The organism is Bacillus sp. FJAT-47783 (assembly GCF_022808615.1).
In the GTDB taxonomy this organism is placed as follows: Bacteria; Bacillota; Bacilli; order Bacillales; family Aeribacillaceae; genus Bacillus_BZ.
In genome coordinates, this window is sequence record NZ_JAKZKS010000003.1 from 79,271 (window position 1) to 101,081 (window position 21,811).

The 21,811-nt window shown below is 38.1% G+C and carries 20 protein-coding genes; 2 read left to right on the top strand and 18 right to left on the bottom strand.

What is annotated here, in order from left to right; all coding sequences use genetic code 11:
- Positions 1-9 precede the first annotated feature (9 nt).
- From MLD65_RS04125 to gpr, 16 genes are all read right to left on the bottom strand, one after another.
- Positions 10-1,332 carry an NfeD family protein gene (locus MLD65_RS04125; protein ID WP_481748490.1) on the bottom strand — a complete coding sequence of 441 codons (1,323 nt, stop codon included), beginning with the start codon at positions 1,330-1,332 and terminating at the stop codon, positions 10-12.
- A gap of 168 nt (positions 1,333-1,500) precedes the next feature.
- On the bottom strand, positions 1,501-1,947 hold the full coding sequence (locus tag MLD65_RS04130) for a GatB/YqeY domain-containing protein (RefSeq protein WP_243290605.1): 447 nt from the start codon (positions 1,945-1,947) through the stop codon (positions 1,501-1,503).
- Positions 1,948-1,961: 14 nt separating this feature from the next.
- Positions 1,962-2,135: a 30S ribosomal protein S21 gene (rpsU, locus tag MLD65_RS04135; protein WP_243290606.1), complete on the bottom strand. Its 174-nt coding sequence runs from the start codon at positions 2,133-2,135 to the stop codon at positions 1,962-1,964.
- A gap of 178 nt (positions 2,136-2,313) precedes the next feature.
- Positions 2,314-2,982, bottom strand: coding sequence for a deoxyribose-phosphate aldolase (gene deoC, locus MLD65_RS04140; protein ID WP_243290607.1), 669 nt, complete (start codon positions 2,980-2,982; stop codon positions 2,314-2,316).
- Between the two features lie 229 nt (positions 2,983-3,211).
- The gene (gene mtaB, locus MLD65_RS04145; protein WP_243290608.1) at positions 3,212-4,573 is read right to left on the bottom strand and encodes a tRNA (N(6)-L-threonylcarbamoyladenosine(37)-C(2))-methylthiotransferase MtaB; all 1,362 of its coding nucleotides are present in this window, start codon (positions 4,571-4,573) and stop codon (positions 3,212-3,214) included.
- Positions 4,574-4,579: 6 nt separating this feature from the next.
- A complete protein-coding gene (locus MLD65_RS04150; RefSeq protein WP_243290609.1) occupies positions 4,580-5,335 on the bottom strand; it encodes a 16S rRNA (uracil(1498)-N(3))-methyltransferase in 756 nt (251 codons plus the stop codon).
- Positions 5,336-5,347: 12 nt separating this feature from the next.
- On the bottom strand, positions 5,348-6,283 hold the full coding sequence (gene prmA / locus MLD65_RS04155) for a 50S ribosomal protein L11 methyltransferase (protein WP_243290610.1): 936 nt from the start codon (positions 6,281-6,283) through the stop codon (positions 5,348-5,350).
- 24 nt (positions 6,284-6,307) lie between these two features.
- Positions 6,308-7,429, bottom strand: a complete 1,122-nt coding sequence (dnaJ, locus tag MLD65_RS04160; RefSeq protein ID WP_243290611.1) for a molecular chaperone DnaJ — start codon at positions 7,427-7,429, stop codon at positions 6,308-6,310.
- A gap of 177 nt (positions 7,430-7,606) precedes the next feature.
- Entirely contained in the window at positions 7,607-9,439 is a 1,833-nt protein-coding gene (gene dnaK, locus MLD65_RS04165; protein ID WP_243290612.1) for a molecular chaperone DnaK, read from the bottom strand.
- Positions 9,440-9,472: 33 nt separating this feature from the next.
- On the bottom strand, positions 9,473-10,054 hold the full coding sequence (gene grpE / locus MLD65_RS04170; RefSeq protein ID WP_243290613.1) for a nucleotide exchange factor GrpE: 582 nt from the start codon (positions 10,052-10,054) through the stop codon (positions 9,473-9,475).
- A 94-nt stretch (positions 10,055-10,148) separates the two neighbouring features.
- Entirely contained in the window at positions 10,149-11,177 is a 1,029-nt protein-coding gene (hrcA, locus tag MLD65_RS04175; RefSeq protein ID WP_243290614.1) for a heat-inducible transcriptional repressor HrcA, read from the bottom strand.
- 81 nt (positions 11,178-11,258) lie between these two features.
- Positions 11,259-12,401, bottom strand: a complete 1,143-nt coding sequence (gene hemW, locus MLD65_RS04180; RefSeq protein ID WP_243290615.1) for a radical SAM family heme chaperone HemW — start codon at positions 12,399-12,401, stop codon at positions 11,259-11,261.
- A 184-nt stretch (positions 12,402-12,585) separates the two neighbouring features.
- On the bottom strand, positions 12,586-14,412 hold the full coding sequence (gene lepA, locus MLD65_RS04185; protein ID WP_243290616.1) for a translation elongation factor 4: 1,827 nt from the start codon (positions 14,410-14,412) through the stop codon (positions 12,586-12,588).
- Between the two features lie 169 nt (positions 14,413-14,581).
- On the bottom strand, positions 14,582-14,938 hold the full coding sequence (locus MLD65_RS04190) for a YqxA family protein (RefSeq protein ID WP_243290617.1): 357 nt from the start codon (positions 14,936-14,938) through the stop codon (positions 14,582-14,584).
- A 30-nt stretch (positions 14,939-14,968) separates the two neighbouring features.
- Positions 14,969-16,153 (bottom strand): stage II sporulation protein P, encoded by a 1,185-nt coding sequence (gene spoIIP, locus MLD65_RS04195; RefSeq protein ID WP_243290618.1) that lies wholly within the window; start codon positions 16,151-16,153, stop codon positions 14,969-14,971.
- A 111-nt stretch (positions 16,154-16,264) separates the two neighbouring features.
- Complete coding sequence (gene gpr / locus MLD65_RS04200) at positions 16,265-17,365, bottom strand: GPR endopeptidase (protein WP_243290619.1); 1,101 nt, start codon at positions 17,363-17,365, stop codon at positions 16,265-16,267.
- A gap of 194 nt (positions 17,366-17,559) precedes the next feature.
- Here gpr and rpsT point away from each other — a divergent pair, with 194 nt between their 5' ends.
- Positions 17,560-17,826, top strand: coding sequence for a 30S ribosomal protein S20 (gene rpsT, locus MLD65_RS04205; RefSeq protein ID WP_243290620.1), 267 nt, complete (start codon positions 17,560-17,562; stop codon positions 17,824-17,826).
- A 115-nt stretch (positions 17,827-17,941) separates the two neighbouring features.
- Here rpsT and holA read toward each other — a convergent pair whose 3' ends face one another.
- On the bottom strand, positions 17,942-18,961 hold the full coding sequence (gene holA / locus MLD65_RS04210; protein WP_243290621.1) for a DNA polymerase III subunit delta: 1,020 nt from the start codon (positions 18,959-18,961) through the stop codon (positions 17,942-17,944).
- Between the two features lie 303 nt (positions 18,962-19,264).
- Here holA and MLD65_RS04215 point away from each other — a divergent pair, with 303 nt between their 5' ends.
- Entirely contained in the window at positions 19,265-19,399 is a 135-nt protein-coding gene (locus MLD65_RS04215; RefSeq protein ID WP_243290622.1) for a YqzM family protein, read from the top strand.
- Positions 19,400-19,496: 97 nt separating this feature from the next.
- Here MLD65_RS04215 and MLD65_RS04220 read toward each other — a convergent pair whose 3' ends face one another.
- Positions 19,497-21,794 (bottom strand): DNA internalization-related competence protein ComEC/Rec2, encoded by a 2,298-nt coding sequence (locus MLD65_RS04220; RefSeq protein ID WP_243290623.1) that lies wholly within the window; start codon positions 21,792-21,794, stop codon positions 19,497-19,499.
- Positions 21,795-21,811 lie beyond the last annotated feature (17 nt).

The window sequence follows — 21,811 nt, forward strand, 5'->3', positions numbered from 1 at the left end:
ATTCTCCTCCTATTCGTTTAGTTCACGAACAACAATACGTGAACCTTCCGTTTTTATAACTTTTACTTTTTTTCCCTTTTCAATATACCCGCCTTCTGTGACAACATCAAGTCGTTCATCACCAAATAGCGCGGTTCCAGCAGGTCTTAACGTTGTAAGCGCCATTCCAACCTGACCGAGGAGCTCTGTCCGTGAAGCATTCGACACGTACCCTTTTTCTGTTGTCGTTTGATCACTTAAAACAATCTTCCTAAAAAATTTCATGCGTTTTCCAAACACCTTCGTCATTAATATAAATATCGAAACCGCTGCAACGACAGCTATAACTAACGATATAGCCATTTGTGATATATCTCCAGATGCAAAAAACAAACTAATAATAATGGCAACTGCCCCGAGCAATCCGGCTATACCACCCGGTATGAAAAATTCGACAATAATGAGTAATATACCGCCTATGAACAAAATGAAAGATTCCATACCAGCCAAACCGGCGACTTGATGTCCATAAAAGAAGAGTAAAAGTGAAGATAATCCCATAAATCCCGGTATTCCAAATCCTGGTGTATACAGTTCCAATATAAGGCCGATACTACCAATGGATAAAAGAATCGGAACGACAACAGGATGTGTGAGAAAACGAGCGACTTTCTCCGCAAAACTAACATTTGACTGAACAACGGTTGCATCTTGTAATGCAAGTTCTTCCAATAAGTCATTTAAACTTGAGACGATTCCTTTTGCATAACCGACTTCTACAGCTTGCTTTGCCGTTAACGTAAGCAAGTCACCTTTTGCTGCTCCAACTTGTGGTAAATCAACGTTTGCATCGACCATTGCCTCTGCATAAATCGGATCCAATTGATGCGCTTCAGCTGCGTTTATCATTTCGGCTTTCCAAAACGATGCCGCTTTTTTATCCGCAGCGTTCCCTTCTAAGTCAATAATAGCTGCTGAACCCATCGTACCACTTGGGTGAAAATATATCTCATCCGTATTTAAAGCAATATAAGCACCTGCAGAAATGGCTTGCTTATTCACATACGCGACCGTATCGATTTTTGTGCTATTGATATGTTTTGCGATTTCAACCGCCGCATCGACAGCTCCACCTGGCGTGTTAAGCTCAAAAATAATCTTCGTTGCTCCTTCTGTTTCTGCCTCTTTAATTGACCTTTCAATAAAAGCAGAAAGACCTTTTTCAACTGTTTCCTCAATTGGAATAACGTAAACTTTATTGTTGTCAGCTCTAAGCGGTTGTGATCCACCCAACCAAATCATTAGGAAAAGGCTGCATAGATACAAAATAGAAACGATGCGCTTTATTTTTATTTGCAAAAGCCCCCTTCCTCCTCCCTATTTCAGTTTCATTAAGTACTACGATTCCTTCTATCTTTAGGTTTCACTTTTTTATTCGAATAAGACCTAACTCATTAATATTTTTTCAAAATGATCCTTATTATAAACAGAAGGCACCTTTTGCAGGTGCCTTCTAATATTTTATGAAAGTTGTTGTATTACTAATTTATTCACAAGCGATCCGTCTGCCTTACCTTTTACTTTCGGCATAATCGCACCCATTACTTTACCCATATCCGCCTTAGATGACGCGTTAACTTCTGCAATTGTCTCATTTACAATTTGAAGTAGCTCATCTTCAGATAATTGTTTAGGCATGTAATCGGTTAATATGTCAATCTCAGATTGAGTTTTTTCAACTAAATCTGAACGACCTGCATTGTCAAATTCCTGGAGGGAGTCTTTGCGTTGCTTTAATTCACGAGAAAGAACCGTTAGTTCTTCTTCTTCTGTTAACTCACTTTTCCCAAGCTTAATCCCCTCATTTTGTAATGAGGCTTTCACCGTACGGATAACAGTAAGTCGGTCTTTTTCTTTATTTTTCATCGCTTGCTTCATGTCTTGATTTAAACGCTCAAGAAGACTCATTCGTACACCCTCTTTTAAAATTTGCGTTTTCTTGCAGCTTCAGACTTCTTCTTACGTTTAACGCTAGGCTTTTCATAGAACTCGCGCTTTCTAACTTCCTGCAAAGTACCAGTTTTCGATACTTGGCGTCTAAAGCGACGAAGAGCATCTTCAAGCGATTCGTTTTTACGAACGACTGTTTTAGACATCCTATTTCCCTCCCTCCGAACGAAACCAATCAACATTCATGATTCATCAATTAGAAACATGTACTAACATAGTATAATATAATCAACGATATTGGTCAATGTTAAACCTTTATATCTATTTTTTTCACAAAAACGAATTGTATACGTGATAAAGAATGTAGTTAAAAAAGACACTGGATTAATAATCGCTTGTAGACGTTTCACCTTTCACAATGGCAATACCAGAGCTTGCACCAATACGAGTAGCACCTGCTTCAATCATTTCTTCTGCACCTTTTCGGTCGCGCACACCACCTGAAGCCTTCACGCCAATTTCTGGGCCAACCGTTTTTCTCATTAATTGAATATCTTCAACCGTTGCCCCACCTGTTGAGAATCCAGTGGATGTTTTTACATAATCAGCACCTGCTTTTACAGCTAGCTCACATGCTTTTACTTTTTCTTCTTCTGTTAAAAGACATGTTTCGATGATGACTTTTGTTAACGCTTTCCCTTTTGCCGCATCAACAACCGCACGAATGTCCTTTTCTACGAGTTCGTAATTTTTATCTTTTAAAGCACCGATATTCATAACCATATCTACTTCAGTTGCACCATTTTCAATCGCATTTTTCGTTTCAAATGCCTTTGTTTCTGGTGTGTTTGCACCTAATGGGAAACCGATGACTGTACATACCTTTACATCTGTTCCACTTAATAATTCAGCTGCTGTTTTTACCCATGTTGGATTCACACAAACTGAAGCAAATGTATATTCTTTCGCTTCTTTACAAAGCTTTACGATTTCGTCTTTTGTGATTACAGGTTTTAAAGCTGTATGATCAATGATACTTGCAATGTTTGACATACATGTTAGTCTCCCTTCTGTTTTCAGTTGTACGTACCTCTTAAGTTTACCATTAGTTTATGAAAATTACGAGTGGTTGTCCGTACATTTCCCTAAAAAGAGTAAATCTTTTTTTAGCTTTGACAGCAGATGATTTTTTATGTAACTTTTCGCTTAAACTAAGTGAACTGTCATAAAAAAAGAGATACGATTCTGCTCGTACCTCTTTTATAACAACTTTACATTTTCATTATGATGACATTTTCATTGAATTTTCTTTTTCTTCTTCATTCTCCATAACTCGGACAAATTGCCCTTCATTATAAGGATATCCTGCTTTTGTTATTTTTACTTTCACAATTTTCCCAACCATTTCCTCTGTTGCTGGGAATACTACTTTTAAATAGTTATCCGTATATCCTTCAAATAAACCACTATCTGGATTTTCTTTAAATCGCTCTTCTGGGATCACTTCAAGAACTTCACCTTCATATTGCGACGCATACTCTTTTGCCAATTGGTCACTTAACGCAATTAAGCGATGAACACGCTCATTTTTTACCTCTTCATCCACTTGATTTTCCATTCGTGCTGCAGGAGTTCCAGTTCGTTTTGAATATGGGAATACATGTAGCTCAGAAAAACGATGTTCTTTAATGAACTGATACGTTTCCATAAACTCCTCTTCTGTTTCGCCCGGAAAACCAACAATGACGTCAGATGTAATCGCTAAACCCGGAAGAGCTTCACGAAGACGATTTAAGCGTTCACCGAAAAACTCCATTGTATACTTTCTTCTCATCCGCTTTAAAACGGAGTTGGAACCAGATTGTAATGGAATGTGTAAGTGTCGAACAATTTTATCTGATCGATCTAACACTTCAATCACTTCATCGGTAATTTGACTTGCTTCAATCGAGGATATTCGAATTCGCTTCAATCCCTTTACTTTCTCATCTAAATCGGATAAAAGCATCGCAAAATTATAATCTTTCATGTCTTCACCGTATCCACCAGTATGGATACCTGTCAACACAATTTCTTTATACCCTGCATTTACTAAGCTTTGTGCCTGTTTAATGACTTCTTGTGGAGCACGTGAACGCATTAAACCACGCGCCCAAGGAATAATACAGAACGTGCAAAAGTTATTACAACCTTCTTGAATTTTCAAGGATGCACGAGTACGATCCGTAAATGTTGGAACGTCTAGTTCTTCAAAGACACGAGCCTTCATAATATTCGAAACACCGTTAATAGGCTCGCGTTCTCGCTTATACTGCTCGATAAAATCAAGGATTTTATGACGATCTTGCGTTCCAACGACAATGTCCACACCTGGAATCGCCATAATTTCTGCAGGGGATGTTTGCGCGTAACAGCCTGTTACACAAATAACCCCCTCAGGGTTTTTACGAATAGCTCGTCGAATCACTTGACGACTCTTTTTATCACCTGTATTGGTAACCGTACATGTATTAATAACATAAACATCTGCTATCCGATCAAAATCAGTTCGCTCATAGCCAGCCTCTTTAAAAAGCTGCCAAATGGCTTCTGTTTCATAATGGTTTACTTTACAACCAAGTGTATGAAAAGCAACAGATGGCATCTATTATCACCTCATGAGTTCAAATTGGTAAGAAACTGCTGATAATAAATAAAGGGGTGCAGTTTCTGTCCGTAATATTCGTGGCCCTAATCCACATGTTATAAAACCAACTTCTTTAAGCTGGTGAATTTCTTCTTCTGTTAGCCCACCTTCAGGGCCAAAAACAACGAAAATCGTTTGATCACGCTTTGTTGCGCAGAGAGCTTTTTGCAAATTGCTCATTTCTCCCGCTTTTGCTACCTCTTCATATGCGACAATCTTTACATCAGCCGAATTTGCTCGTTGTATCATCTGTTTAAATGATAAAGGGGAATGAACTGCTGGTATTTGATTGCGATGAGATTGCTCCGCAGCCTCTTTCGCGATTTTCTCCCATCTCGCTCTTTTTTTAGCAGCTTTTTTTTCATCAAGCTTAACAACTGAACGAGCCGCATTAAAAGGGATAAACGCTGATGCCCCGAGCTCCGTTCCTTTTTGGATGATCAGCTCTAGCTTATCCCCTTTAGGCAACCCACTCGCGACCACCACTTCGACAGGTAATTCATTGCTGTTCTCCAACCATTCTAAAACAGTACACTCCACTTGTTCACTAGAAATTTTTTCTATTACACATTTTGCGGTATACCCATCCTTTGAACAGCAAATCAATTCATCACTCGGTTTCATACGCATCACACGGGAGATGTGGTGCGTCACATCCCCCGTGATAAAAAAACGACTATTCATTTCTTCTTTTAAAAGTTCTATAAAATAACGCTGCATGCTACATCCCTCTTATTTACGGGCGATAAATGCTACCCAGTCTTCCATAACAAGTGTTTCAACTATGGTAAATCCTGCATCTATTAAAGCATCACGTACTTCATTTTTCTTATTTTGAATAATGCCAGATGTAATAAAGTATCCACCAGGTTTTACAATTTTAGCTGCATCATGATGAAAACGCAAAATGATTTCAGCTAATATATTAGCAACAACAATATCCACTTTTTCTGTGACATCGTCCAATAAGTTATTTTGTTTAACTTGTACGACTTCATGGACTTTATTTAACTTCACATTTAATCTTGCACTTTCAACAGCGACAGGATCTAAATCTAGTGCTGTAACTTTTTTAGCCCCTAACATCGCACAAGCAATACTTAAAACGCCAGAACCAGTCCCTACATCAATTATATGGGCACCTTTATGAACAGTTCGTTCTAGAGCTTGGATACATAGTACTGTCGTCGGGTGTGTACCCGTTCCAAACGCCATTCCTGGGTCTAATTCAATAATTAGTTCATCCGTATGAACTCGTTCATAGTTTTCCCAAGTCGGTACAATCGTAAACTTTTCGGAAATCTTAACAGGATGATAGTACTTCTTCCAGGCAGTTGCCCATTCTTCTTCATTTACTTCACTAATGGTGATTTGATTCAAACCTAAATCAATGTCATAGATTAACAAGTTGTTAATTGCTTCCTTAATCCCTTCAACCGTCTCCCCTAAGAAACTATTGATTGGTAAATAAGCCTTTATTATGACGCCTTCTGTAGGATAGTCGTTCGGATTTAAATCGTATATTTCACCATAAATAGAGTCACGCTCTTTTATAAGTTCGTATGGGTCCTCAATTACGACACCACTTGCACCTGCTTCATGTAAAATATTTGAAATGGGTTCTACAGCTTCTTGTGTTGTATGGATGCTAATTTCCGACCATTTCATGTTTCACCAAGCTCCAATCTCGTTTTATTCTCCTTTAAATGCTCTTTTCACTTTTGCAAAAAAACTATCTTCTTGTTCATCTGGACGATTACTAGAAACGTTCGCAAATTCTTTTAATAAATCTTTTTGCTTTTCCGTTAAATTTGTTGGCGTCACAACGCGAACGATAACATGTTGATCCCCTTGACCGTATCCACGAACATTGGGAACACCTTTTCCACGAAGTCTAAATTTCGTTCCTGTTTGTGTTCCTGCTGGAATTTTCAGCTTTACTTTACCATGCAATGTCGGTACTTCAATTTCGTCCCCTAATGCAGCTTGGGCAAAGGTTAATGGCATTTCACAATAGATGTCGTCACCGTCACGTTCAAAAAATTCATGATCACGAACATGGAAAACGACATATAAGTCTCCAGCCGGGCCCCCATTTACACCTGGCTCACCTTGACCTGACACGCGGAGCTGCTGACCATCATCAACTCCTGCTGGAATTTTAACGGAGATTTTTTTGCGTTTTTTAACTTTTCCATCTCCACCACATGTTGAACATTTAGACTTAATCATCTTACCTGTTCCGTTACAATAATGACAGACGCGTCGATTAACAATGCGACCGAATGGTGTATTTTGTTCTGTATTTAATTGTCCGGAGCCGCCGCAATGTGAACAAGTCTCTGGCGATGTTCCTGGCTTTGCTCCAGAACCGTTACACGTATCACATGTTTCTTCTCTCGGAATTTCAATCGTCGTTTCTTTCCCAAATACTGCTTCTTCAAACGACAACGTCATCGTATACTGCAAATCAGCTCCAGATCTTGGGGCATTCGGATCACGACGTCTGCCTCCGCCACCAAAAATAGAGCTGAAAATATCTTCAAATCCAAAGCCGCCGAAATCTCCACCACCGAAGCCGCCAAACCCTTGATTTGGATCAGTATGGCCGAATTGATCGTACTGTGCTCGTTTTTGATCGTCACTAAGAACCTCATAAGCTTCTTTCACTTCTTTAAACTTTTCCGGAGCATCTGGATCTTTATTAATATCAGGGTGATACTTCTTAGAAAGCTTTCGATACGCTTTTTTTATTTCATCTTTTGTTGCGCTTTTACTAACTCCCAGCACCTCATAGTAATCACGCTTACTCATGTTTTTCACACTCCCGATTTCTCACATAAACTAAATTCTAACACTGCTCTATATTCGAGGCAACCATTAATCCATACAATAAAAAACCTTAAAAAAGTCAAAGCCAAGACACGCCTGACTTTGACTTTTTATCTTTAACAATTGTGACAAGTTTCCATCGTACATGGACTTAGGTTATTACTTGTCGTCATCTTTTACTTCTGTATATTCAGCATCTACAACATTGTCATCTTTCTTTGTTGTATCTGCTTCTCCACCTTGCTCTGCTTGAGCTTGTTTCGCAGCTTCTTCGTAAAGTTTCATGGAAAGTTGCTGAACGATTTCTTGAAGCTCATCTTTTTTCGCTTTCATTTGTTCTAAATCGTTTTTCTCAACGGCTTCTTTTAGCGCATCTTTCGCTTCATTCGCCTTATTCACTTCAGCTTCATCTACTTTTCCTTCAAGATCTTTTAATGTTTTCTCTGTAGTGAATACAAGCTGATCAGCTTCATTACGAAGTTCTACTTCCTCTTTACGCTTTTTATCCGCCTCTTCGTTCTCTTCTGCTTCCTTAATCATGCGCTCAACCTCTTCCTCAGAAAGACCAGAAGAAGATTTAATCGTAATGTTTTGCTCTTTACCTGTACCTAAGTCTTTCGCACTAACATTTACGATACCATTTTTATCGATGTCAAATGTAACTTCAATTTGCGGAACGCCACGCGGTGCTGGTGGAATATCAGCTAATTGGAAGCGACCTAATGTTTTGTTATCCGCAGCCATCGGGCGCTCTCCTTGTAATACGTGAATATCTACAGCCGTTTGATTGTCAGCTGCTGTCGAGAATACTTGTGATTTAGAAGTAGGGATCGTCGTATTACGATCAATTAATTTCGTAAATACACCGCCCATCGTTTCAATTCCTAACGAAAGTGGAGTTACGTCAAGTAATACAACGTCTTTAACATCACCAGTGATAACGCCACCTTGAATTGCAGCACCCATCGCTACTACTTCATCTGGGTTTACCCCTTTATGAGGTTCTTTACCAAGTTCTTTTTTAATAGTTTCTTGTACAGCTGGAATACGTGTAGACCCACCTACAAGAATAACCTTATCGATCTCATTTTTGTTAAGTCCAGCATCTTGTAACGCTTGGCGAACTGGCCCCATTGTTCTTTCTACTAAGTGTGCAGAAAGCTCTTCAAATTTCGCACGAGTTAATGTTACTTCTAAGTGAAGAGGTCCTGCTTCTCCTGCTGTAATGAACGGTAAAGAAATTTGTGTAGATGCAACACCAGATAAATCTTTTTTCGCTTTTTCAGCAGCATCTTTTAAACGTTGAAGCGCCATTTTATCCTTTGATAAATCGATGCCGTTTTCTTTTTTGAATTCAGCTACTAAATAGTCAATAATCACTTGGTCGAAATCGTCTCCACCTAAACGATTATCACCAGCTGTTGAACGAACTTCAAATACACCGTCTCCTAATTCTAGGATGGATACGTCAAACGTTCCTCCACCAAGGTCGTAAACGAGAATCGTTTGATCTTCTTCCATTTTATCTAAACCGTACGCAAGTGCAGCTGCTGTCGGTTCGTTAATAATACGTTCAACTTCAAGACCCGCAATTTTACCCGCATCTTTTGTCGCTTGACGCTCAGCATCGTTGAAATAGGCTGGTACTGTAATGACCGCTTTATCAACTTTTTCTCCTAAGTAATCTTCAGCATAACCTTTTAAATGCTGAAGAATAATCGCAGAAATTTCTTGAGGCGTATATTCTTTTCCTTCAATATCAACTTTATAGTCTGTACCCATATGACGCTTAATGGAAATGATCGTATTTGGGTTTGTAATAGCCTGGCGTTTCGCTACTTCCCCTACTTGACGCTCTCCGTTTTTAAACGCAACGACAGAAGGAGTCGTACGGTTTCCTTCTGGATTCGGAATAACTTTCGGTTCTCCACCTTCCAATACCGATACACATGAGTTCGTTGTACCTAAGTCGATACCGATAATTTTGCCCATGTTTTTTCTACCTCCTAAGTGTTTATGTATAGATTATTGATTCACCTTTACCATTGTTGGTCGAATGACACGATCTTTTAGCTTATATCCTTTTTGTAATTCCTCTACAACAATGTTGGAATCGTACTTTTCATCTTCAACTTGCATAACCGCTTGATGAACAGTTGGATCAAATTCTTTTCCAACAGCTTCGATTTTTTCTAACCCTTCTTTTTCAAGCGCTTGTAGAAATTGACGATATACCATTTCCATTCCTTGAAGCAAGGATTTTGTTTGCTCATCTTCTGCTTTTATTTGTAACGCTCTATCAAAATTATCTAGAGCAGGTAATAAGTCCGAAATTAAACTTTGTGCTCGATATTTTTGCGCAGCCTCTTGATCAAGACGAACTCTTCTGCGATAGTTATCGAAATCTGCTTGTGCACGAAGAATTTTATTCTCTGCCTCATCTAACTTCGCTTCAAGCTCTGCGATTCTTTCTTTCGCTTCAGTTAATTCATCTTTTTCTTCAGTTTCTTGGTGAACTTGTTCTTCATGCTGATTTTCTGTTTTTTCTTCTGCTTGAGCTTCATTTTCCTGTTCAAGTTGCTCAATGTCTTTCGTTTTTTCCTCCATCTCTTTCACCTCCCTTAAAGATTCACATCATCATATACAACTCATCCATGTAAAAGGATGGAGGTCTCTCCACCCTTCAATATAGACATAATCCTTATTCATGATACAAGTTTGTCAGCACTTGTGACAAGTCGTTTGTAAAATATTGCAACAATCCGATTACTCTTGAATATTCCATTCGTTTTGGACCTAATACCGCAATGGTCCCAAGCTGTTTTTCTCCAATAGAATACGTAGCGGTAATGAGACTGCAGTTTTCTAAAGCTGTCAGTGCGTTTTCTGTACCAATTTTAACAGATATGCCAGACTCATTTGCTTTTAACAACTCATAAAATTGTTGTTCTTGCTCAATCATGTTTAGTAAGTCCCTAACTTTACTGATGTCATGAAACTCGGGCTGTGTTAACATGTTAGTTCGTCCGCTGAAAAACAATTTTTCAGGGCTTGCTTCGAATAGAGAATCAATAAACACTTTTAAAAACGTATCGTAATGACGTATATGCTGTTGAAGGATTAACGCAACTTCTTTAAATATTTTATCCTTCAGTTCACTGAGTGGAACGCCAACGAGTCGTTCATTTAAAATGTTCACAACTTTTTCTAAATCTTGTTGATCAATGTTTGTTGGAAATGTAATCGGTTTGTTTTCTACATGTCCTTTATCCGTCACAATGATGGCAATGGCCGCATTTTCATGTAGCGGAATGATTTGAAGATGTTTCAAGCGATTTTCCTCTACTTTCGGACCTAGCGCAATCGTCGTATAATTTGTTAAATCAGATAAAATTTGAGCGGATTTTTGTACAAGTTTTTCAAGCTCATAAATTTTTTCAGCAAAAATAGATTTTATTTGAAGAATCTCTTTTCTTGACAATTTTTGTGGTGACAACAAATGGTCCACATAGTATCGATATCCTTTTTCAGACGGAACTCTCCCTGAAGATGTATGTGTTTTTTCAATAAACCCAAGCTCTTCGAGATCGGCCATTTCATTCCGTATCGTTGCCGAACTAAATAAAATCGATTCCTTTTTCGACAATGCTCTAGAACCTACAGGTTGAGCAGAACGAATAAAATCATCAATTATAACTTGTAAAATAAATAATTGACGATCCGTTAGCACCTCTCATCACCTCTGTTAGCACTCAAATCGAGCGAGTGCTAATTCTATGAATAAAGTATCAAAAGTGATGGAAATTGTCAATTATTCAATACTGGAAAGAAATGCTTGAAACACTTCATTCCCTAACAACTTCCCTTTATGCGTTAAAAAAATGTGATCATCTTGTTTTACTAATAACCCTTTTCGAGATTGTTCCTCAATTTGTTGGCCAAAGACCTTATCGATAGATATACCGAATTTATTTGCAAAGTGGCGAATGGAAATCCCCCTTGTCTTTCGTAAACCGAGAAAAAGCTCTTCTTCCATTTGTTCCGTTTTCGTGACGAGATGCTCATCTACGTAAGGAAAGTTTGTCGATTCAATAAGCGACATATATTTTTTCAAAACACCAGCATTCACTCTCCTCACTCCATGCACATAGCTATGGGCTCCTGCACCGAAACCAAAATACTCTTCATTATTCCAATACGTTAAATTATGCTTGCTTTCAAACCCAGGTTTAGAAAAATTACTAATTTCATATTGACGAAACCCACGTTTTTCCATTTGCTCCATTAAGTATTCATACATCACCGCTTCTTCTTCTTGCGGCGGAAGGGTAAGCTTCCCGTTTCTCCACAAGTTATAAAATACCGTTTTAGGTTCGACGAGAAGGGAATAAGATGAGTAATGCGCTAAATCAAGTGAAAAGGCTATTTCTAATGTTTGTTTAAATTCTTTTAACGTCTGTGTCGGCAAGGCATACATCAGGTCGATACTAATATTGTGAAACCCCATTTTTTGAGCTAATTTTATGGAATGGAAGACGACTTCATTCGTATGTGTTCGTCCAATTTTTTTTAACAGTTCCTCGTTAAACGATTGAACACCAATACTTAACCGGTTCACTCCATAATTCTTTAATACTGATAACTTTTCTTCGGTTAAATTATCTGGATTCGCTTCAACGGAAAACTCTTGTACGAGTTCGATATCGATATACTTATGAATCATGTTCATTAGTTGTTCGAGCTGATCTTTCGATAATGCTGTAGGTGTGCCTCCACCAATAAAAATGGTTTTTATTTCTTTTACTGGAAAGCGTGTAAATGAAGACTCCATCTCTTTTTCGAGAGACAATAAATAATCAGATACAGGCTGATATTTTAAATAAAACTTATTAAAGTCACAGTAATGACAAATTTGTTCACAAAAGGGAATATGAATATAAACGGACTTCGGCATTTAAATCACCTACTTCTGCATACATTACTTATGATTGAAAAAGCCGCAGTCATCACTGCGGCTCTTTTATAATAACATCAGATCAGAAATTATATCTCGCACCTTTTTGTGATATAGGAAATGCGTATAATTGAAATCGGATATTCTGACCTCTGAACAAAAGCGCATCAGCGATTTTGTTCTATTATTTATCATCGTCCATTTTCAGAACAGCCATGAAGGCTTCTTGCGGCACTTCAACCGATCCTACTTGTTTCATTCGCTTCTTACCTTCTTTTTGTTTTTCAAGAAGCTTCCGTTTACGGGAGATATCTCCACCATAACATTTTGCTAAAACATTTTTCCGAATGGCCTTAATCGTTGAGCGGGCAATAATTTTTTGACCGATAGCTGCTTGCACAGGGACTTCAAAATGTTGTCTTGGTATTAACTCTTTCAGCTTTTCGACAATCACTTTCCCACGCTCATAAGCATAATCACGATGAACGATAAACGACAAGGCATCAATTTTTTCACCGTTTAGTAATATATCCATCTTTACAAGCTTAGAAGCTTTGTAACCAATTAACTCGTAATCAAAAGATGCATAACCTTTCGTGTTTGATTTTAATTGATCAAAGAAATCATACACAATTTCTGCCAAAGGTATTTCATACGTGATGCTTACACGCTTTTCATCTAAATATTGCATATCGATAAAGATACCACGTTTTCCTTGACAAAGCTCCATAACGGCGCCAACAAAATCATTCGGTACCATAACAGTCGCTTTTACATATGGCTCTTCCACACGGTCCGTCTTTTGTGGGTCTGGCATATTGGATGGGTTATCTACACGAATCTCTTCTCCATCTGTTAAATATACATGATAAATAACACTTGGTGCGGTTGTAATTAAATCGATTTTAAATTCTCGTTCAATACGCTCTTGAATGATTTCCATGTGAAGCATACCTAAAAATCCACATCGGAAACCAAACCCTAACGCTTGTGACGTTTCTGGTTCAAATTCAAGAGCAGAGTCATTTAATTGAAGCTTTTCAAGCGCTTCCCTCAAATCATTATATTTCGCTGTATCGATCGGGTACAAACCACAGAACACCATCGGATTTAGCTTCCGATACCCTGGCAGTGGTTTGTCCGCAGGGTTATTTGCACTTGTAATCGTATCCCCTACTCGTGAATCACTAACATTTTTAATCGATGCTGTTAAAAATCCAACATCACCAACGGTTAGTTCATCAACAGCGACAGCTTTTGGTGTAAAAACACCAACCTCCGTTACTTCAAACTCTTTCCCCGTTGCCATCATTTTAATTTTTTGTCCAACTTTTACAGACCCTTGAACAACTCGAATATACGCAACAACGCCGCGATACGCATCGTATAGGGAGTCAAAAATAAGCGCCTGTAACGGAGCATCAGGATCACCTTCTGGAGCTGGGACTAATTCTACAACTTTCTCTAAAATATCTTCAATACCAATTCCAGCTTTTGCTGATGCTAAAACCGCATCACTTGCATCTAATCCGATCACATCTTCAATTTCTTGACGTACCCGTTCAGGTTCTGCACTTGGCAAATCAATTTTATTAATAACCGGTAAAATTTCCAAGTCATTATCAATTGCTAAATAGACGTTTGCTAACGTTTGCGCTTCAATTCCTTGCGCCGCATCTACGACTAAAATCGCCCCTTCGCATGCAGCTAAACTGCGGGAAACTTCATACGTAAAGTCGACGTGACCAGGTGTATCAATGAGATGGAATATGTATTCTTCTCCATCTTTTGCTTTATACTTTAATTGGACTGCATTCAATTTAATCGTAATTCCACGTTCGCGTTCAAGATCCATTGAATCAAGAAGCTGATTCTTCATTTCACGCTGCGTAATGGCTGCCGTTTTTTCTAAAATCCGGTCAGCTAGTGTTGATTTACCATGATCGATATGAGCGATGATGGAGAAATTACGAATCCGTTGTTGTCGCTTCAGCTTTTCTTCTCTATTCATTTATATAATCACTCCTACTAACTAGCCAACTACACTAGCATTGATTATATCAATTGCGAAATCAAGATTCAATGTTAAATAAAAGGAGTTCGATTTTACTTATCGCCGTACCATCCATAACGTTTCCTTGTCCAATGAAAAAAGACCTCCCTGTAAAAACAAGAAAGCCTTATATATGTTCGAACAGCTTCTCCAATTGTATAGAAACAAAGTCAATGACAGCATTGACAAGAGAAGAAATCGCATCTGATAACCATTTCCCAAGTTCAGAGAAGAAGTTAAAGGCCTTCATTTTCTCTAACTGTTCTTGTTTTTTCTCTAAGTCATGACTTGTTACGGTATTCCCTAAGATCGATGCTTCTAGTTGCCCTTCATCCTTTTCTTGAATGTGAAAAGCGCCTAACGTTTCTGGTGTTTCATAACCTCGCATGCTTTTCAATCCTTCGTTCGCTTGCTGCATACCGAAGATGACTCCTAAAAACATGACAACACAGATAAGGAAACTTTTTACCATGAATTTCGCCATTAACTTCCCTCCTTTCATGATCAACAATAGTTATTGTTTCTTCGTTTCGGTTCCATTCACTTTTTCTGCTTGCCAATAATATTCACTAAATACATCCGCTACTGCTTCGGCCGTTCGACTAAGTTCTTCCATATTGTTGTCAACACCGCCAAATTCTATAAGCATGGATTTTTCTGTTAAGTCTTGATTGTATAAACCATTGACCCCTTTCCCTTTTTTCGCGATAATTCCCCTGCTTAACCCAGGATATTTTTCCTCAAACAAGGCATGGAGCTCTTTTGCTAGTTTTGTGTTTTTATCAACATGGGGATTGTTTCCACCAATGACAAACATGATTTTCGCATAATTTTTTCCATTAATCTTAGCGGTTGTGTCTTTATGACGTAACCCATCTCGATGGATATCAATTAAATATTGAATGTCACGGTTTTGTGCCATTGCATCCTGTACAACCGGTCTTGAAGCATCATATGATTTCGGGTAATCCCAACCTTTATTCTTTAACAGCGACTGAATATTTTTCTGCTCAAGCGTCGCCCCAATGCCCCGCTCTTCTAATTCTTCACGTAATTTTTTACTAACGAGTGTCACGTTTGCGGTAGAATGAAAAGCAGTATTTGGATTACTCGTATCCTCCGCTTTCAAGAAAGGGAAGTACGACTCTGTATTGTGCGTATTATAGATATACACGACCTTTCGCCCACCAGTCGTTAAAGATGGGGGAGGCGCTTTTTTCGTATCTTCTTCCGTTTGTAAATTTTCGATCGACGCTTCTCGTTCTTCTAGTAGCACCTCTGTCGGTGGAGCGGATTCAATCGGTATGTTCGTATAGTTTGTCCCTTCACCCGCTACAACAATTTTACTATCAAATAAGGAGAACCCTGGTAATTCTCTCCCAAGTAAACTCCTCGGATCATCGGGATTTACACTTGTCGCCAACCGAAAAAATAAAGGAGACAGTTTAAAGTCTACGGACTGAGAAGGAAGAGCTTTTGCAAAATAATGGTTTTCAAAACTCAATAACTTCAAAAAGACTTCTCCACTTAACTCACTAGAAAATTCATGAATGGAATTGGATGATGGCCGGTACTCCGGCTTCAATGATGTGAGCATCCCTGTTACTAAAAACACAACGATCATACTGACAAATAAGGCAAATAAATATTTGATAATACTTGTCCCATTTATCGTGACGACGATTCCTTGCCGTTTCATACAGATCCTCCTTCAAGGCTTGTCTATTGAAAATGTATGACAGCACTTGAAGGAGTAGAACAAAAAATCTAGTAAGGATTCCCCACTTTAATAGAATATAGACAAAACGTTTTAATGCGTGTAAGCTCCAGCATTCCCCTCATCTACTTGTTGATGAAGCGCCATATTTAGTCCATTTGCTAAAACATTTGCCATATCTTCAATAAAAACATCTACTTCTTTAGGTGTTACCATTAAATTATGTCCGAGGGGGGCAAGCACTTCATGAATGAGTCTCCTTTTTTCCTCTTCTTCTAAACTTCCGACGATTCCTAAAAATTGCTTTCTCTCTTCTTCATTCGGTAAATCCTCATCTGTTAACACTTTTCGTTCACCGAACGTCATACCTGCAGGAGCTAACGAGCGTGAAGGACGATCGCCTTCTTTCATTTCTCGTCCAAAATGTTTCAAAATGTAGTCAATTGTATCACTTGTTATCGATACCGCATCAACAACGGTCGGTATACCGATGGCAATGACAGGGATTCCTAACGTTTCTTCGCTTAACTCTTTCCGTTTATTTCCTACTCCTGATCCAGGATGAATACCGCTATCAGAAATTTGAATCGTTGTGTTTACGCGTTCTACTGACCTTGCAGCCAACGCATCAATGGCAACGACAAAATCTGGCTTTGACTGTTTAATGACACCTAAAATAATATCGCTCGTTTCGATTCCCGTAATCCCCATCACACCAGGTGCAAGAGCACTTACAGGTCGATACCCTTCTTGAACATGTTCAGGCTGCAGCTCAAAAAGGTGTCTTGTAATTAATAAGTTTTCACAAGCAATTGGTCCAAGTGCATCTGGTGTGACATTCCAGTTTCCTAACCCTACAACTAAACAACTAGCATCTTTTGGGATGTTTAGCTCTTGTAAAAAAGTACTAAGCTGGTGAGCGAATACACCCGAAACTTTCTCTTGGAGCTCCGTATCTTTTTGCCGAATTCCTTGAACTTCTAACGTTAAATACTTTCCTTTCTTCTTCCCTAAAGCTTTGGCTCCTTCCTCTGATATTTCCACCCTCGTTATTTTAATACCATCTTCACTTTCTTCATGAAAGACAACACCATTTATCGATGCTCCGTTTTGTTCGTCAACAGCCATTTGTCGAGCTTCTACTGCTAAGTCCGTCCGAACGGCATATTTGCTTAAATCTAGTTGATCCGTCATATATGTACACCCTTTCCTCCCATTTCTCTTTTCATTTTTTCCATTGCCATCAAATCTCATTCTCTTCTCTCATATAAATTCCTTTACAGTATTGCAAAAGGAATGACCGTTTGATAGAATATCATTTGTTCTCTATTGTTTAGAAATGATCGAGGAGATATAAAGCTCGATTTTTTATATAGGAGGTGAAAGGAATGCCAAACATTAAATCTGCGATTAAGCGTGTTAAAACAAACAACGAGCGTCGTGCTCATAACGCAACAATTAAGTCTGCAATGCGTACAGCTATTAAAAAATTCGATGCTATCGTTGTAAATAATGATGTAGAAAATGCAAAAGCTGCTTTTGCCGATGCATCTAAAAAAATTGATAAAGCAACCCAACGTGGTATCATCCACAAAAATGCTGCAGCTCGCTTCAAATCTCGTTTAGCGAAAAAGCTTAACAGCTTATCTGCCTAAGAACAAATTGCTGTCTCGTGAGGTCAGAAGCTGCTAGAGAGTCGAAATTGGCGAATGATCCGATTTCAGTCGTATAACATAAAAACGATCCCTCCGATAAAGGGATCGTTTTTTATTATGCTTGAAATAATTTCATTAAAAACAACTCTAAAACTAACTGTTTGTCCATTTTCCCTGTCTTCATTTCATAATCCGCATCTGCAAGCTGCTTAATAATCGATGATAGCTCTTGTTCACGAAATAATTTTGCTTTCATACTTGCTAATTTTACGCGGTATGGATGAACTTTTAATGTGCTCGCAATTTGAGGCTGGCTATATCCAGCTTGAGATAGTTGCTTTACTTGCATTAATAGCCGGAATTGCGTGGTGAGTAAACTTAAAATTTTTATCGGCTCTTCATTTGTTTTCAATAAATCATAAAATAATTGGAACGCTTCTTCTTTTTTCTTTTGTATAACGAAATCCATTAATTCAAATATATTTTGTTCTAATGTTCTAGCTACAAGCTCTTTAACATGTTGTTCGGTAATCGTATTTCCTTTTCCTACATATGTACAAAGCTTTTGCAGTTCACTACTTATGACCATTAAATGGTTAGATGTTAACATAAGAAGCTTGTCAATAGCCGTCTGTTCAATCGATATACCCTCTTGTGCAACAAGATCATGGATCCAAGCTACCGTTTCCTTTTCTGAAAACTCGTTCAAATTTACAACTGTTGCTTTTTTCTTTAATAGCTTTGTTATTTTTTTACGCTCATCCAACTTTTCATACGGAGCAAAGATTGCAAAAATTGTATATGGAGCAGGCTCTTCGATATACAATTCAAGCTTTTTTACATTATGTTCAATCTTTTCTTTTTTCTTTTCAGATGATAAAAAGTATGGATTTTTGACAAATACAACACGAGTGTCCCCCATAAAAGGTAATGTTTCCGCATCTTCAATCGCAACATCTATTTCCGTTTCTTCCATATCATAAGTAGATAAGTTAAAGTCCCTTTCTTCCTCTCGAACAGCATGCTCTTCTAATATACGCATTGTTTCACTCAACAAAAAATGTTCTTTTCCAAAAAAAACATACACTGGTTGAAACTTTTTTTTCTTCAAGTCATTCCATATGTCTACAATCATTCACTTCGACTCCTACTGTCTTTAGGATTTGCTCTATATATCGTAAAAGGTATTGATGATTTTGACAAGTTCGGGGAATAAATAATGAGGGATTGGCATAATCGTACCAATCCCCTAAAATTTATATTAAACATTTTTTTGTAAGCCCCGGGACACTCACAAAAAAATGATTGCCTAACTATATCGTTACCTTCTTTACCCGGAATATAGTTGTTAATCGTTAACAACATAGTTGTTATCAAGGATGTATAGATTTTTTTGACAAAATCACTTATACTAATGATGAAATAGGAGGGGTATCTAGTGAACGAATTTGAAAAAAATGTTCAAAGTAAGCGTAATGACGCTGTAGACTCTGGTGTTGGATTTATTGTTTCTTTTGGTTTTTTTGCCACTTTATTCATTATCGCTACAGTTGTAAAATTAGTCGGTGCTTAATAGGGGACTGCCTTTGGCAGTCTTTCTATTTGATCCGCGTAAGAATGAATGGAAAACGCTTTTCAACTTTTAAGGCTGCTCAGTAGGCAGTCTTTTTTCATTTGTTTACTATATCGTATGGAGGATGAATCAAAAACGTTCCTTCTCTTCCACGAAATTGGTACGAAACCGATCCCATTTTATCTGTTCTAAAAATCGTAACTCCTCTGTTTTGTAGCCGCTCAATCACCTCATGGTGAGGATGCTGAAATCGATTATTCCGTCCAACTGATATGAAAGCCGTCGCCGGATTAATCGTATCAAGAAATAATTCACTTGTAGATGTAAGACTTCCATGGTGGCCAATTTTTAGCACATCTGCTTGTACTTGAGGATATGATTGAATAAGTGCGAGCTCCCCCTTGTCCTCAAGGTCTCCAGTAAAAAGCCAGCTTTTCCCTCCTATTTCCATTCGTAATACTAACGAGTTATCATTACTTGACTCCATCTTTTCATGAGGAGATAACACCGTAATAATGGGAGAAAAGGTGAGTTGATCTCCTTTTTCAACCGATAAAATGGTCACTCCTTTTTTTCTTGCCATTTCAATGATTTCTTGCTCTTTTTTCCCTTCAACAAAATGTTTTGAAATGACTAAATAGTTCACACTCATTTTATCTAAAATCGTCTTCGCTTCCCCGATGTGGTCTTGATCACCATGCGTTAAAAACAACGCTTCTAATTCGGATACTCCTTTTGATTTCAAAAATGGAATGAGCACATCTTCCCCTAGTTGAAACGGATCTTCCTTCTCCCGCCATTCTTTCTGTTGAAATGAAAGAAGACCTCCGGTATCGATAAGGTAAGCGTCACCTGATCGCTCCTCGCGAATAAATATCGCATCCCCTTGTCCTACATCAAGCATCGTTACTTCACCTGGTTCAAGCATTCTTACCACCATTACCGCGATGACAACTAGTGTTATCCTGCTACATCCTACCGAAAAAAGACGACGCCACCAGAAAGAATTTTCTAGTTCAATCATCACATTTGTCACAAGAGCATACATGAGAAAAAGGAGGGGCAGAGGTAATTTTCCAACCGTTATTAAATGTCCTTCCCATCCACTTAAAAGAGAAATGAAATGAGAAGTTAAATGGAAAGATTGATTAACGAGTGGTATAAACAAAAGACCTATCGGTTCAATAACGAATAGAAGAATAACCGATAAAAACGTAACTGGAAGTAAAAAATACATATATAGCGGAACAAAAAATAAGTTCACGAACAGACTGATCACGGAAAATTCATAAAAGTAGTAAAGCAACAGCGGGAGTGAGCTTATTTGGGCAACAAATGTAACGATGATCAACATTTGAAAAAAGTTTCTACAACGCTCAAGAAGTGATTGAGATAAAATTAAGGAGAAGCTTACGATATAGGATAATTGAAAACCGATTTGATAAAGCTGATGAGGATCAAAAAGCACAATGATGATAAAGCTGAGCGAAATACAATCAATCGGTAAAATAGGACGGTGAAGCAGCTTTCCAATGACAAAAATGCCCGCCATTAAGCATGCACGAACAACAGATGGAGATGCACCTGCTATAATACAAAAGAGTGGTAAAACGAAACACAAAACAATCCATGCTTGTTCTTTCGTTATACCAAAACGTAAACAACCTACATACACGAATGCTGTTAGTAGTCCGACATGCAATCCAGAAATCGCCAACAAATGGACAACCCCTAATTGTTGGTAGGCTTCATATGTACGCTCATCGATCGATGCTCGTTCACCAACAAGGAGCGCTTGAACAAATCCCTCGGCCTCTTCACTATAATGATGACGAATGAAAAGAATGATCTGTTCTCGCACATTTTTTATCCGATCTAGCGATGATGGTGCAAACGAACAATCGGATATGGATGAAATGTCAAATAGCCAATCAATCCCTTTTGATTTTAAGAATTGTTCAAAGTTAAAACCATTTTCAACAGTATGTTGTTTTGGCTCTTTTAATTCCCCTTCAAGCAAACAAACGTGTCCGGCACGAAATGATGAAAACATCTCTTTTTCTTCTGCTGATCGAAACGTGTAATAACCTCTAACCTTCTCACCATTATTCATCTTTATATGAAAAGTAGCACGATCACCATCGATAGAAGGAGAATCTAGAAAACTCCCCTTTACTTTCAGCATGCCAGGTGTAAAGTCGGACGGCTCTTTTGAATGAACGATTTCTATGTACATTAAGGTAAAACAAAAAAGAATTGTATAAAGAATCGCCATCTTATGTGATTTTTTGATTAAGACAATAATGATGAACAATACGAATAAAAATAAGGCAAAATAGGAGGCAATGGACGCCAATAAAACAGCAAGAGCAACAAATACCCATTGTCCTTTCACGTCTATACCTCCAAAAA